The following is a 14638-nucleotide window of genomic DNA, read 5'->3' as shown; positions in this document are numbered from 1 at the left end:
CACCAATGGTAATTACCATGACTTAAAAAAGCAAATGCAGTTGCATCGACAATACGCAGCTCCCCCGAATCGTTTATGCAAATCTCTGTCGTATTTCTCTTTGTTGCCCTGCCGTGGCTCAACCCGTTTACGTTCGGGCCGTCGCCTGGCGTCGCGCCGCTTCTGTTCTCTTGGGCTTGCGCTGCCGGGCTGATGGTGGCGATTGGGCTCACCACTGACCAGGACAGGAAACCCCGTCTGGTGGCGGCGGTTGCCATGGCCTGGCTGGTCGCGGCGCTGTTGAGTGCCTTGATGGGCTTGTTGCAGTACTTTGGCGCCGCTTCGGTCTTTGGTCCGTGGGTGAACACCACGGGCGTGGGCGAGGCCTATGCCAACCTGCGCCAACGCAACCAGTTCGCAACCTTGATGAATATCGGGCTGGCTGCGTTGTTGTGGTGGGTCGCCAAAACGCCTTTCAAACCCCGCTCTTGGGGCCCTGTTGCGGCGGCAGTCGCCGCTGCGCTACTCAGTGTGGGTAACGCAGCGTCTTCGTCCCGCACCGGCATGGTTCAGCTGGTGCTGCTGGTTGCCCTGGGTTTGGTTTGGGGCGGCTGGCGCCAGCCCGCCATTCGGCGCGTGCTGCTGGCTGCGGCCCTGGCCTACAGTGTGGCAGCGGTGGCCTTGCCCGCCTTGTCCGGCTTTGACCTCAAGGCAACCGGCGTGCTGGCGCGCTTGCATGAAGGCGACGCATTGTGTTCAAGCCGCCTGACCCTGTGGCGCAACGTGCTGCACCTCATTGCCCAGAAGCCCTGGTTCGGCTGGGGTTGGGGCGAGCTCGATTACGCCCATTTCATCACGCTCTATCCAGGGCCGCGGTTTTGTGCCATTTTGGACAATGCCCACAACCTGCCGCTGCAACTGGCGGTGGAGCTGGGTATTCCCGCTGCCCTGGTGGTGTGCGGTGGCGGGCTGTGGCTGGCGTGGCGCGCCAAGCCCTGGCGAGAAGCAAATGCCACGCGGCAGATGGCGTGGCTGGTGTTGGCTGTGATCCTGCTGCACAGCCTGCTGGAATACCCGTTGTGGTACGGGCCCTTTCAGATGGCGTTTGTTCTTGGTGTGTGGCTGCTGTGGCCTGAATCAGGCGAGGCAGCACAGAAATTTATAAGAATATGGCCTGTAGCCCTTGTACTACCTGCGGGTATAGCTATGTTTTTAATAGCATTTTCAGGCTATGCGGCCTGGGACTACCACCGCATCAGCCAGGTCTATATCAGCCCGTCCCATCGTTCAGCGCCTTACCGTGAAAACACCATGGCCAAACTGCAAGCCTCGTGGCTCTTCAGGGACCAGGTGCAATTTGCGGAGCTCACCACCACGGAGTTAACGACCAACAACGCGGCCCACCTCCATGCGTTGGCCAAAACCCTGCTGCATTTTTCACCCGAACCCCGGGTGGTGGACAAGCTGATTGACAGCGCCACCTTGCTCGGTCGCAAGGAAGAGGCGCTTTTTTACCTGCAGCGCGCCCGGGCGGCTTTCCCTTAAAGGCAGGCCTTCTGGGCCTGGGCCATGTGCACCCAGTCCACCACCTCGCCATCGGGCTGGTAACCCGGCACCAGTTCTTTGAGCAGGGTGCGCATGGCGGGAACATCATTGGCGTTCAAAGCGGTCACCAAGACATCCAGACGGGCCGTCAACTCCGTCCAGGGCACAAAGTCTTCGTGCGCCTTCATGATGCGCGCGTGCTCGGTGGGCAGGGGGTTGTCCCCAATCAACAGCTCTTCATAGAGCTTTTCACCGGGGCGCAGGCCGGTGATCTGGATCGCAATGTCGCCTTCGGGGTTGGCATCGTCCCGCACTGACAGGCCGGACAACTCCACCATGCGGCGCGCCAAATCAATGATGCGCACCGGCTCGCCCATGTCCAGCACAAATACATCACCCCCGTTGGCCATGGCCCCGGCCTGAATGACCAACTGCGCGGCCTCCGGAATGGTCATGAAATAGCGGGTAATGTCAGCATGCGTCAGCGTGATCGCGCTGCCGTCCTTGATTTGCTTGCGAAACAGCGGCACCACCGAGCCGGAAGACCCCAGCACATTGCCAAAGCGCACCATCGCAAAACGGGTCTTCCACCCCTCCTGAACCGACGCGGCCGCCACGGCCTGCAACACCATCTCCGCCAGACGCTTGCTGGCACCCATGATGTTGGTGGGGCGCACCGCCTTGTCGGTGCTGATGAGCACAAAGTCGCTCACCCCATGCTCTGCCGCCGCTTTGGCCGTGGTCATGGTGCCCAGCACGTTGTTTTTGACACCCTCGGCCGGGTTGTGCTCCACCATGGGCACGTGTTTGTAGGCCGCGGCGTGGTAAACCGTATGGGGAAGCCAGGTGCGCATGATTTCACGCATGCGGTCTTTGTCCCGAACCGACGCCAGCAGGGGCAACAACTCAATGTTCGGCGTGTCCTCGTCAGACAACAGTTGCGTCAACTCCTGGTGCACGGCATACAGCGCAAATTCGCTCGACTCCACCAGCAGCAGCCTGGACGGCGCCGCCTTGATGATCTGGCGACACAACTCGCTGCCAATCGACCCCCCCGCGCCGGTGACCAGCACCACCTTGCCACGAATATTTTTGTCAAACAGTGACGCATTGGGGGGCACGGCATCGCGCCCCAAAAGGTCTTCAATGTCCAGCTCACGGAGGTCACTGGCCTGCACATGGCCCTGGGCCAAATCCATCAAACCGGGCAGGGTGCGCACCGACACATGGGCCTTGCGTGTGAGTTCCAGAATCTCGTTGCGCCGCTGGCGGCTGGCCGATGGAAGCGCCAGCAACACATCGCTCACCTCCAGTCGGTCCACCAGGCGTGGCAAGTGGTTGGGGTTGTAAATCTTCAAACCATTGAGTACCTGGCCGTGAATGTGCTCGTCATCATCCAGAAAACCCACCGCCCGCATTTCCATGCTGTTGGCCATGGCGGCCGCCAGCTGATTGCCCGCGGACCCCGCGCCATAAATCAGCACCTTGGGCAGTGCATTGCGCTTGATCTGGCTTAAATAAGCACCGCTTAAGCCGTAGCGAGCAATCCCCCGTGACGCACCCACAGCCAGCAGCAACAGAATAGGCTGCAACACCCCCAGCGTGCGCGGCACACCTGGCAAGGCCAGCACAGCCAGTGCACCCGCATACATCACGCCATAGAGCAAAACCGCTTTGGCCACCGTCGTCAAGGCCGCCAAACCCGCGTACCTGAAAATAGCCCGGTACAGGCCTGACACCACAAACACGGGCAAAGCCAACACCAGCGACAAGCCCACCGCCAGCCACTCGTTCCCTTGAATCGTGACCCAGCTTTCCAGCCGCAGACACAAGGCCAGCCACACGGTCAGCACGCACAACAAGGCGTCAATGCTCAGCGCCAACAAGCGTTTGATTGGCCGAGACAAGGCCAGCAGCGGATCTGCAATTTGATTGATCATTTAAATATTCAAGCCGACAAGGCAAACAGTCTCAGATACTGAAGACGTCAATTGATCTCTCCAAGCCGGGTGGCCATCCTATTCACAAGATCCTTGTGAAAGTAGATACCCTGCTCGCGCATTTGAAATGCTGCCTGCGAAAAAGATGGAATCAATGCCATGGTTTTTGCTTTGGCTAGAACGCCCAAAGTGCCGATGACTTGCAGTCCCATATATTCAGCCAAATTTCGACCCAATTTTTCATCCATCACCACCAAGGCTTTGGTTTGCAATGCCGCCAATAGCAAAGTGTCGCGCTCGCCCCTGTCGAGTTCGAAAAGGGCAGGTAACTGTCGGTCACTATTCACGGGCGCCACTCTGACCCAAGGCAGACTAGTCAAATCTGGTACAAAGATTCGGCCGCCTTCGCTGCATTCTTCTACTACTGACGGCGCGACCACCACCTCGTCAAAAATAGATGGCAACAAATGCAGTAAATTGACACTGCTCAGTGAAATAAATGGCGTTGTATTCGAAACAATCATCACAACAAAGCCGTTTCACGCGCAAAGTCGTCATCATTGTTGTCCAGCAAACTTGCTCCCCCGGCCTGCATGGCTTGCAACAAAAAATGCATACGTGGCAAGCCGCACCACCGGGCCGCCATGCCAGACGACAACTTTCCCTCTCTAAATAAGGTCGTGGCTGACTGCAGCTTGACCAAATCTGCAAACCTTTTTGCATCCAGATGCAAGCCCATTAATATTTCAGGTGGGCAATCAATTTCAATCGTGTGTTTCATTGGCTACTCCAAGCATAAGACTGTGTATTAAGCAGATACCAAAACCGCTGAATTGATGATAACGCCACAACCCAGCCGGGCTTTGGTGCCCATCACCCCTTGGAGGACAGGCAAAGGTGAGAAAAAGGGTAGCGTCCCCTTTTTATTAGGCCAGCATTTCCAGCAAAACGTCATGCCAGACCTTTTCATCAATCTTGCCCATCTTTTTACCCAACCTTATCTTGTCCACGCATCGCACCTGATCCAACAAAATACGCGCATTCTTCCCCTGAAAAATCACTTCGGGGCGACAGCCCATAGGCCACCCAGCACTGGTGATGGGCGCGATGATGACTCGGGGCAATACGGTGTTCATATCGTCTGGTGACACCACCAGCGCAGGGCGCGTCTTTTGAATCTCGCTGCCGATGGTAGGGTCAAGGTTGACCCAATACACATCACCTCGGGCCACAACAGCCTGGTTCACCATACCCACTCGCTGTCATCGGCAACAGGTGCGTCACTCCAGTCCTGCGCCTCTACCTTCTCTTGGGCCAAGACAGCTTTTGATGGTGCGGCCGCGTGAACAAACCAACCGTCGCGCAGTTTGCGGCGAACTGGCTTGATCACAATTTGGCCATCTTGCAACTGCATATCCACCTGATCTTCGATCTGGCAAGACACAAGAAAGGCGGCCGGAATCAACACCCCCCGGGAATTCCCAATTTGGCGCACGGATGTAAGCATGGATAGCCTCTAAAAAATAATAACAATATTATAACTTTTTAGCTAATACCGTCAGTGCGACACCCCGTCCCGGCGCAACACCTTGACAAAGGTGAGCCACAAAATGCGAATGTCAAACCGCAGCGACTGGCGGAGCAAGTAGTCTGCATCAAGCCTGACCTTGTCCGGAATAGGCAATTCATCACGGCCGTTCACCTGTGCCCAACCCGTGAGCCCGGGCACCAAGGCATGCACCCCCTGCTGGGTGCGCAAGGCAATCAAGTCATGTTGATTGAACAGGGCAGGGCGCGGCCCGACAAAACTCATGTCACCCACCAGAATGCTCCACAACTGCGGCAATTCGTCCAGGCTGCTTTTGCGCAGAAATGAACCAATAGGCGTCAGATAAACCTTGGGGTCTGCCAACAAGTGGGTTGCCACGGCGGGCGTGCCCACCCGCATGCTGCGGAACTTGGGCATTTTGAAAATCTGGTTGTGGCGACCGACACGGTCAGACCAATACAGGGCGGGGCCTTTGGAGGTCAGGCGAACAGCTATCGCCACGAACAACACGGGTAGCAGCAATATCACCGCCGCACAACAGGCTAATGCCAAATCAAATAAACGCTTCATTTAACTATTCTCATTGCATTTTTTTGTTTGGTTAAGAACGTGACAGAACGTCGTTCAACCAACCCGCCAGAGAATATTTCTGATATAGCGCATCTTCTAGCGGTACATACGGAGTAGCAAAAAAAGAGTCCGGAATTTTTGGAGTAGTGGCGCGATCAATTACTAAAATATTTTTAGAATTGTAGAAGTCTGTCTCTTTTACAAGCGGATTTGTAGTGATTAACTTTTTGTTGGCACCCATTGTTTCAAAAGTTCGCATGGTCAAGCCTGTTTGACCAGGATGCTCAATATCCAACACTGCGAGTGAGTTGAAAAACACGTTTTGCACCTCCGCTTTGGCTAGCGGATCAAAACGGAAGTCCTTCATCGAAGCATTTCGATACGCTGAATTCCCCAACTTGTGAACCCAAAACATCCAAGGTGCTTGCAGATATAAATACCGATGGAAAACTGTATTCTCAGGCAACACTGCAAGCAGGTTTGACACTATCTTGAAGCGATCCGAGTGTGCAGTTCCAATAAAACTCAAATGATATTGAAATGCTGTACTCGGACCACGTGCAAAACCAGGTGAAAAGAACAGGGGCCTGAATTTCATTCCAAAAGCCTTTGCATCATTTGCATCAAAGGTAATGCACTGATCAAAGAATGGCAAATTGCGATCAAGCTGCCGCTTGTTACTCAGTGAGTCCCATAGATACAAAACGAAAGTTGCGGTCGGAAAAAAAGTCCGCAATTTTGGCAAAGTATTAGCAGAAAGTCCTTCGCCTCCAATCACAAAAACCAGGTCATAGCTGCTTCGTCCAAAAGCCTCGACCGAACTAAGCACAAATCTATCAGCTAAAGGCAGCACCCACTCGCGACGCACCCTCATCACGGCCTTCATCAAAGGTGATGTGAATGGCCTGTCAGGCAAAAAATCGACTTCTGCGCCTTGTCTGCGCATTTCATTTGCAATTTCCGTTTCATAGCCGAAAGTCTGTGGTCCAACGAATAGAACTTTTTTACCAAGGAGATCGTACATACTATTTACATGACAACGCCGGAGTTAGCCCAACGTCTTGACTACATGAGCAGGAATACCTGCAGCCACCACATTTTCTGGTATCGATTCCAATACAACAGCATTCGCGCCGATACGCGAGCCTGAACCAAGGGTCAAACCTCCCAAGACTTTTGCACCAGAACCAATGATGACTCCATCGCCAACAGTGGGTCGTGAGTTTTCTTGATAGGAGAAATCAACTTCACGCGCACCTAATGTCACGCCCTGAAAAATTGTGGCATTTTCGCCAATTGAGTAAGCCCCAATTACCGTACCTTGCGTGTGGGGAAGAAAGAGTCCCTTTCCGATAGGACAGCGTACTGCGATTTCAATACCAAACAAAAAGAAGTTGAGTAATGAAACCAGCTTGGCAATAGGCCCCAATTTCAAACGATAGAAGGAATGCGCTAGTCTGCACAGCAGCACTGGTACAAACCTTGGCGAAAACACACCCACCCACAATCGCAGACCGGCCACGCAGTCTGTCGTCCCATGCAGCAATACTCGCGCTCTACGCAAATCAGCCGCCAAGTATGACCACAAGCTATATTCTTCAGCGTCACTCATCTTCAAATTGCTTTTCATTGAGCTGATGTATTACCCATCAGACCGCGCGCTGCCAGTTCACTCACCGAACGCAGATAGGCTGCCTTATCTTCTGGCGCTTGCTCGGCGGCCCAGCCCAAAAAGGTAGCCAAGCCTTGCTTGAAAGGCATGCCAGGCACAAAGCCCAACACTTGTTCAAGCTTCGATACATCGGCAATGTTGTGACGAATATCACCCATGCGGAACGCGCCTGTCACCTTGATGATACTGTCACTGCCAAAATAAGCTTTTATTTCTTGCGCAACAGTCATCACACTGGTGGCTTGAGCTGACCCCACGTTCAAAGCTCCAACAAATTGATCCGAATAATTAATACTGCGTATCGTGGCCTCAACCACGTCATCGATATACACAAAGTCTCTTGATTCGAGCCCGTCCTCGTAAATCTCGATCCCCTGGTTTTGACGTGCTAAATTTGAAAACACAGCCAAAATCCCTGTGTATGGATTCTTTAGCGACTGACCGGGGCCATAAACATTCTGATAGCGCAGACCAAATCCATTAATGCCGCGCGTGCGCGCAAACAACAAAACGGCCTGCTCTTGCACTTGTTTTGTCAAGCCATACATCGACATTGGCATAAAGGGCGCTGACTCTGGCGTGGGCAATAAGCTTACAGGCGCTTCGCACGATGGGCACACGGGCTCAAACGCGCCGCAAGACATATGCGCGCGCGTACGTTGCTCTGGGAACACCATACCGTGGACAGCGCACTGATAAGCTCCTTCGCCATAGACCGCTCGGCTCGATGCCACCACAATGGAGCGAAGTGACTTTCCGCAATCATCGTTCTGCAGCAAATCAAGCAAAGCGGCAGTGCCTTGCACGTTGACGCTGAAATAACGTTCAATCTCGTACATCGATTGACCTGTACCCGTTTCTGCCGCGAGATGCACCACTGTATCTACACCGGACAAGGCGCTCTTAAGCGCATCACGATCGCGCACATCCGCCTTGATTACCTCTATATGTCCTGCCAGATCATCTGGCAGGACCTCCGTGGCGTGTATCTGTGGACTGAAGTTATCGAGAATGCGCACCTTGGAGCCTTGTCGCAACAACGCACGAGATATTCGAAGTCCAATAAAACCTGCTCCACCTGTAATAAGAACTAAATTTGACATAAGTCACTCTCTAAAAATAAATCAAAAAACTACGGGTGATTCATAAACCCCAATCGTGCGCACGCGCCGTCATTCATCAGTCGGATCAACTAACCTATGAAATACGGGCAGTGAAGGCAATTCAGATGAATAACTAACAACAGCGCCATATAAATTAGTCACTACAGTTCTGCGTTACAAGCGGCAGCTCGTTAATGAGAATGTCCCACAAGCTCGCCCAGTCGGGTGCAAATGGGGCCGCAGGGTCCGGATAGTGGTGCCCAGTCGGCCGCCACGTTTTTTCAATCATCGACTGCATGAGATCTGCAAGGACATCAGAGGATTCGGACGGAAAGAAGCTCACTAAATCGTAGTTTCCGACGGTTTCCCGTGCATATGGGAGATCGGCCACGAGTAGCGGCCGTCGTAGTGCCTTGCCTTCGGTAATGGGCAGACCCCACGTCTCCAGCTTGCTAGGAAACACGACTGCGGAGGCCTCGCGATACTGCATCGCCATCTCTTCCTTGGACTGGCGGCCGATGAATTGGATTTGCACCGTCGCGCCAAACCTTCTTTGTAGCCATCGGGCGTATCGATTCTCGCTGCCGTCAAGAGTCAGCCGTACCTCGAAACCTCTGACGCCCCGGGAAACCAGTAACTGTGCCGCGTCGCACAAAGTCTCGATGTTCTTAAATACCCGTGGCAGGGCTGGATAGATAAAGACGAATGCCGGTCCGAACTTCGGAGCGCCTGGACGCTCGGCAGCCTGAAAGGATGGGTGAGCGACGACCACAGGGAGTTGCCCCATGCGCCTTATAAACTCAGCACGAAGCCAGTCTTGCTGCACGATAACGCAGTAGTTGCGACGGATGAAAAGACGATATAGCAATGCGTATAACTGGTTAAACATGAGGAACGTTGGTTCCATCAATGCCTCACGCAAGCGAATGCGATAGAAGGGTGAAGGGTTGTGGCAATAAACCGCTTGGCGCGTGGCAGATACGCGTGGTGTGATGTCATGCAACGACAACCACAATGCGGGCTTTAGTTCGCGGGAAATGCGACTGAACCCGAACCATTCCCAGTACAGCCTATGAAACCAGGATTTCTTTGAACTCGGAATTGATATCAAACGAACTCGCGGTTCATTGATTAGATCAACGCGATGAACGAGAGCTACCAATTCCCATTTGACCGATAGCACGGCAGCGGCAGACGCGAGGCACTCACGTAGCACAGTGAGTGGACCGCCCTCAGTGAAGTTGACCGCCGAGACAACAATGCGTAAAGTGCCGTCGGTCTTCTCCACTTCCGGGGTGGGAGGCAAATGTGGCAGAGGGCGGACCCAAGAAAATAGCGTGGCGCGAGCGACGTACAGCGCGACCCGCGCAGAGAACACTAGAGCCCAAGGGGACTGTGCACGGCGCAATGCGATCACTATGCTTTCCCACGCTGACCTGCGAATGAATTTGGCACTCGATCCAATCTCGCTGAAACGCACAATCGGCTGGGCAAGCCGCTTGAAGCGGGCTCCTTCTGCTTGCCAGCGCAAGAGAAGATCAAAGTCAGCACAAAGTCGATAACGGAGGTTGAAGCCCAACGGGGCGGGAAAAATGGTTCGCCTAGCGACGACGGCTTGGTGGCAGAGGGAATATCGCCATCTCAGACGATGATCGGCTCGTCGCGAATGTTCTACGCCTTTCGCATCTACGCCGATCCAGTCACCGTAAATCACGTCCACCTCTTTGCACGACCTATAAATTGCATCCAGAATGGCCGGGATCGCGCCCGGCAGATAGATATCGTCAGCGTTGAGAAAAGCCACGTAATCACCGGTCGCATTCGAAAGGCCTTTATTCATAGCGTCAAAAATTCCCCCATCAGGCTCGGAGATCAGCGTGTCAACCAATTTAGGATACTGCCGGACGATGTCCAGCGTTCCGTCGGTTGATGCACCGTCGATGACCAGATATTCAACCTCCGGCGTCTTGTCCTGAGCGATGGACTGAATGCAGTCACGGAGGGTCAATTGGGCATTGAAGCAAACGGTGATTATTGAAAGAGTTGGATGCTTCATGTTTGCTGAAGAGTTTGTTGGCTATTGGCGAAAGACTTGCCTTGCTGCCAACCAGTGGTGGCGCCACGTGATTTCCGCGATGACCGAAACGTAATGAAGATGAGGAGCGCTAATACATAGTGCACGTATAGCGAAAGTAACGAATTCACCAAGGGGGATAGCGAAAAACCGATTACCATAACTTGCCACAGGATATTCTTAAAGCTTGGGTTTTTCCGAACACTCCCAATGATCAAGCCTGCCAAAATGCCCAAAAGAGCTACGATAATGAACGTGCCGATAACACCAAATTCCCAGATTAAGTCGCCATAGGGTGTTGACCATTGACCTGCGGCCTGCGAGATCGATTCTAGATAGTCTTTGTTAGTCGTGGCGAGGTTGCGCCATTCAACCGCGCCTTGAGGAACCAACCCAGGCATAAGTATTTGCGCTGCAGAAATGTAGAAAAACAAAAACTTGTATCCCATGGAAAGGGTAATCGCATCTAGCTCCTGATATCGAATGATTACATTGTTGAAGGTGCTCGCGGCATAGGTTGCCGCAGTGGCAAGGAAAAAATCCGCTGCGTCTCCTGACTGCAAGAGCGGTGCAATAACTCCGAAATCACGCACACCGAAGTAGAAGTAGAAAACGTCGTCACTGAGTTCCTCGAATTTCATACGCGAGCCCGTCGTGACAATCATGAATCCGATTCCTGCGACCAATGCCCAAATGAGTACCCATTTCTTGCGTGCTAACCATGCCATGTGGCGAGAACGTAAGCGTGCCACGCTTATGGCGGGAAATATCTGCAGTACTACTGCGATCAAGGGTGTCCTTGAGCCTGTGGAGAGAACGTACAACAAAATCAAAAAGACGCTGGCACCTAAGGTGAATCTTGATTTACGATTGTCGCGGTAACCGAGAATGGCCCATGCAAGACTTATAAGAGTCATAGCCAACACCAGTGCATCAAGATTAAGTAACAGTGGACTTTTCTCTGCAATGCCCTGTAGGCGCTCGAATTTTAGACCGACCCCGTCAGTGAGCAACCGTAGGGGCTGACCCTGTGTCAATATTGAATAAAAGATGCTGGAGACGACTACCAGCGCCCACAGGTAGCGCACGGGGATGGGCCGAATATCCCCATTAAGGGCTCGCCCCGTCTGACGCTTGCTTGTGGATCGCATAGTAAGCATGCGCTCACCGAGTACAAATGAGGCGACACTTGTCGCGACTAGGGCTGCGACGACCAGTTCAGCGACACCCGAGATGCCATTATTGAACCGAATCCCTAAAAAACAATAGCACGCGTAGAGCACTAGCATTCCTAGTCCGTTCCAAAGCGGTATGTTGCCAATACTCCGTCCGCTAAGCATACGAGCCATGTACAGGCTCGATGCCATCAGCGCAAACGCCATCAGTCGCAACAGGAAGTCCGCATCAAGCATCAAGTTGGGCTGCGAAGAGCGTTACCGCCAAGCTCTGCCTCCATGTGCTGACGAACAGAGTTGTTTAGCCGTATGACGTCTGCCCTGGCATAGCCTTGCTCCCACTCCCAGATGCGCAGCCAAACTGTAAACTCCATGTGTCCCCGGTAGTAGCAGTGCATGAAACCAAGCATGCCAAAGCGGAAAGAGCCAGCGCGGACGTAGCTAGAGATAAATGACTTACTGGAGTAATAGAGCGCCCGAGTCCAAGAGAACCGCTGACCGGCATCGTAACGCTGCTTGGCGAGCACGTCATCGTAGCGGCAGTGCGCAATTTCCGTTTGCGAACAGTCGTAGTCTCGAAATTGATAAAAATGAAACGCAGGGTTGGTGACGACATTTAATACCATGCTTTGGGTAGCCCGGACGATGCCTCGACCGTGAACTTGGTTGCCTGTGTAGTCCACAGCGCCTTTACGGAAGAAGCGCAATTCTCCGAGAGCCCCCTTGCGCGCTACGCCGCTAATTGGTATCGGCTGTCCGGCTGTGATACTTTCGCGATATGTGACGACAACATCATGACTACCTGTATTGGCTACGTCAGCATACTTACTTAGTAATGCTAAAGGCACATATTCGCTAACGGAAGCAATCAAAATATAGTCTGTATCAACTGCATCAAGCACCGGATTCATAACTTCAGGGGTTTCGATAAAATTTGGATTTTTAATCGATACACACCGAATCCCTGCTCCTTCAACAATTTTCTTTGTTGCATCGACGCTGTAGTTGTCAATGACAAGAATTTTTGCATGTTTTTCGAAATTACGAATGCAGCGCAGAATCCTTTTCTCTTCATTAAAAGCAAATATGCAAACTGTTATATTATTTAACATATATTATCCATAAAAGTCAAGAGTGCATCTGCTTGTACGGTTTTCGCAATAAAACCGGCAGGAGTGCTGCTACAGCGACGCATTGGCTCGCAGCAAGAGCAAAACCTATCGTTCCGGGTCCCATCCATTGATAGAAATCAACGGAAAATATAATAACTACAACCGTAACAAAACCAACAACTCCGGCAAGCATGGAGGGAACGAAGCTTTTGAGTGTCAAACTCGTATGATTCCCAAGCACACCGAGAATAAAGTTACAACCTTCCATGATCACTCCAAAGCTTACCAAATATTCGAGGCCATACAGGCTATCTTTTTTTAATAGGCGCAAGAAAATATAGGCCGCTGGATATGCTAATAACGCAAGGGCAAAAGTAGTAAAACATGCCAATTGGACAAACCGACGGCTTGCGTCGCCATTCGTAGCAAATTGCTTCGGTGTCCACACTTGTGCCAGAACACCTAACGAAGCCGAGGTAACAGTCGCTCCAAGCATTGTCAGAAAAGATACAGTTCCAACAAGCTCTGTTTTTTGAAAGAATTGCCCGAGGACGGGGCGGTATGCCTGCAACTGCAGCCAGTTCAAAACCCCGCCTGCACTGACTGGCAGAATGATTTTAGAAATATCATTTGAATCAATGGCATAATTTTCAGTTCCATTGACTGGATGTAAGCATTTTGAAATTTGATAATAATTAAAGACGAGACAAACCAAGCCTGTCAATATAAATGCTATCGCTATAACGATAGCGGATGCGCCAAAAAATAATACCATTGCAAAGCAAAGGCATAATTTAACCAATTGTTCAAGAAGCAATGAATGCGAAACTCGATATTTTTCACCCGCAATTTGTAATATGTTGCGTAAAATAGAAGTTGAAAAGTTAATAATCGATAGTACAGCACAAAGTAGTGCGATTCCAAACCAATAGCGAGCATCGCCTACATAAGATACGACCGATGACAATAAGAAAGAGGAAAAAACTCCATAAGGAAGTATTTTTAAAATGCTAGATCGAAGCGACAAAAAATCTATTACTTTTGTAGTGGAGATATTTTTAATTTTTCGCTGTAGGGAAAAATCAAAACCGACAAAAAACAAAGCATTTCCAAAGTATGCAATTGTTCCTATAATATAATATTTCCCAACTTCATCAAGTGATAAAAATTTAATTATCAAAATATTAATTGCGACAGCAATTAATATTGAAATCATGCGAAATAATAATAAAGTGAAATTCCCTTTCATCGCCGGATAATATAGTTAATCTTGGGGGGCGTTTCCCAATGGGGGCGATTCATGTAAAAAATAATCTTGAAGTGAAGAGCTTTGGTATTCATTAAGATATACTTTCAAATTTTTTTGAAACTCATGCAAAATACTTCTAACCGAAGTCAGGGTGGGCTGATACCCAAATTCCACAGCCCGCGTATTTAAAGAGTAGTAATGCGGTTTACCGCCTGTGGCATTCACACTAGCACCCGTTTGCACAACCTCATACTGCAAGCCGAACTTCTCTTGCATGATAGCCAACAAGGTTCGTTTATCAATTGGGGCTTTGCTGTAAGCATCCACCGTCGCATTGGTCGCAGGTGCTGCAAGTATCGCGTTGATCAAATTAAAAAAATCTGACGGGTGCAAATAATCACGCACGATGCAGTCAGACGATGTCTTGAGCACGGTCCTGTCACGAATGGCCCGCAAGATATCGGTAATGAGAAAGCGCGCCGACATATCCTGCGTATGACTGAAGTAGTTGAACACTCGAATATCAACAATCGGTAGATGCGGCAACGAGCGATGACGGCATTCCGCATGCAGTTTGGCCACGCCATACCAATCTTGCGGCTGAAGGCCATTGATCGGTATTACAGCTTTCGAGTTTTCATCGACTGGTGCTTCAAAATTTGAACCATAG

Annotated in this window: 14 protein-coding genes and 1 pseudogene; 1 reads left to right on the top strand and 14 read right to left on the bottom strand. The window is 51.4% G+C overall.

What is annotated here, in order from left to right:
• Positions 1 to 75 precede the first annotated feature (75 nt).
• On the top strand, positions 76 to 1524 hold the full coding sequence (locus tag AC097N_RS16435) for a PglL family O-oligosaccharyltransferase (RefSeq protein WP_479582882.1): 1449 nt from the start codon (positions 76 to 78) through the stop codon (positions 1522 to 1524).
• Here AC097N_RS16435 and AC097N_RS16430 read toward each other — a convergent pair.
• From AC097N_RS16430 to AC097N_RS16365, 14 genes and pseudogenes are all read right to left on the bottom strand, one after another.
• Positions 1521 to 3464 (bottom strand): polysaccharide biosynthesis protein, encoded by a 1944-nt coding sequence (locus AC097N_RS16430; protein ID WP_479582879.1) that lies wholly within the window; start codon positions 3462 to 3464, stop codon positions 1521 to 1523. The two genes, AC097N_RS16435 and AC097N_RS16430, sit on opposite strands and share 4 nt — an antisense overlap.
• Before the next feature lie 47 nt (positions 3465 to 3511).
• Positions 3512 to 3988 carry a PIN domain-containing protein gene (locus AC097N_RS16425; RefSeq protein WP_479582877.1) on the bottom strand — a complete coding sequence of 159 codons (477 nt, stop codon included), beginning with the start codon at positions 3986 to 3988 and terminating at the stop codon, positions 3512 to 3514.
• Positions 3988 to 4245 carry a UPF0175 family protein gene (locus tag AC097N_RS16420; protein ID WP_479582875.1) on the bottom strand — a complete coding sequence of 86 codons (258 nt, stop codon included), beginning with the start codon at positions 4243 to 4245 and terminating at the stop codon, positions 3988 to 3990. The genes AC097N_RS16425 and AC097N_RS16420 overlap by 1 nt, the downstream gene beginning before the upstream one ends.
• 145 nt (positions 4246 to 4390) lie before the next feature.
• Positions 4391 to 4714: a type II toxin-antitoxin system PemK/MazF family toxin gene (locus tag AC097N_RS16415; protein ID WP_479582873.1), complete on the bottom strand. Its 324-nt coding sequence runs from the start codon at positions 4712 to 4714 to the stop codon at positions 4391 to 4393.
• Positions 4708 to 4971 (bottom strand): AbrB/MazE/SpoVT family DNA-binding domain-containing protein, encoded by a 264-nt coding sequence (locus tag AC097N_RS16410; RefSeq protein WP_296443494.1) that lies wholly within the window; start codon positions 4969 to 4971, stop codon positions 4708 to 4710. The genes AC097N_RS16415 and AC097N_RS16410 overlap by 7 nt, the downstream gene beginning before the upstream one ends.
• 51 nt (positions 4972 to 5022) lie before the next feature.
• A complete protein-coding gene (locus AC097N_RS16405; protein WP_479582870.1) occupies positions 5023 to 5583 on the bottom strand; it encodes a sugar transferase in 561 nt (186 codons plus the stop codon).
• Positions 5584 to 5614: 31 nt separating this feature from the next.
• Positions 5615 to 6607, bottom strand: a complete 993-nt coding sequence (locus AC097N_RS16400) for a WaaS/CpsH family glycosyltransferase (RefSeq protein WP_479582868.1) — start codon at positions 6605 to 6607, stop codon at positions 5615 to 5617.
• Positions 6608 to 6631: 24 nt separating this feature from the next.
• Positions 6632 to 7213, bottom strand: a complete 582-nt coding sequence (locus tag AC097N_RS16395) for a serine O-acetyltransferase (RefSeq protein WP_479582865.1) — start codon at positions 7211 to 7213, stop codon at positions 6632 to 6634.
• Complete coding sequence (locus AC097N_RS16390; RefSeq protein WP_479582862.1) at positions 7210 to 8358, bottom strand: NAD-dependent epimerase/dehydratase family protein; 1149 nt, start codon at positions 8356 to 8358, stop codon at positions 7210 to 7212. The genes AC097N_RS16395 and AC097N_RS16390 overlap by 4 nt, the downstream gene beginning before the upstream one ends.
• A gap of 154 nt (positions 8359 to 8512) precedes the next feature.
• Positions 8513 to 10414 (bottom strand): glycosyltransferase, encoded by a 1902-nt coding sequence (locus tag AC097N_RS16385; protein ID WP_479582859.1) that lies wholly within the window; start codon positions 10412 to 10414, stop codon positions 8513 to 8515.
• The gene (locus AC097N_RS16380) at positions 10411 to 11844 is read right to left on the bottom strand and encodes an O-antigen polymerase (RefSeq protein WP_479582858.1); all 1434 of its coding nucleotides are present in this window, start codon (positions 11842 to 11844) and stop codon (positions 10411 to 10413) included. Before AC097N_RS16380 ends, AC097N_RS16385 begins: the two co-directional genes overlap by 4 nt.
• A complete protein-coding gene (locus AC097N_RS16375) occupies positions 11844 to 12719 on the bottom strand; it encodes a glycosyltransferase (protein ID WP_479582856.1) in 876 nt (291 codons plus the stop codon). Before AC097N_RS16375 ends, AC097N_RS16380 begins: the two co-directional genes overlap by 1 nt.
• A gap of 16 nt (positions 12720 to 12735) precedes the next feature.
• Positions 12736 to 13968 (bottom strand): hypothetical protein, encoded by a 1233-nt coding sequence (locus tag AC097N_RS16370; protein ID WP_479582854.1) that lies wholly within the window; start codon positions 13966 to 13968, stop codon positions 12736 to 12738.
• Between the two features lie 15 nt (positions 13969 to 13983).
• A pseudogene (locus AC097N_RS16365) lies at positions 13984 to 14638 on the bottom strand (hypothetical protein); the annotation flags it as partial.

It is taken from the genome of Rhodoferax sp. LS1R11, from assembly GCF_056521395.1.
The sequence above is the reverse complement of the archived record's forward strand: the minus strand, read 5'-3'. Positions and strand labels throughout refer to the sequence as shown.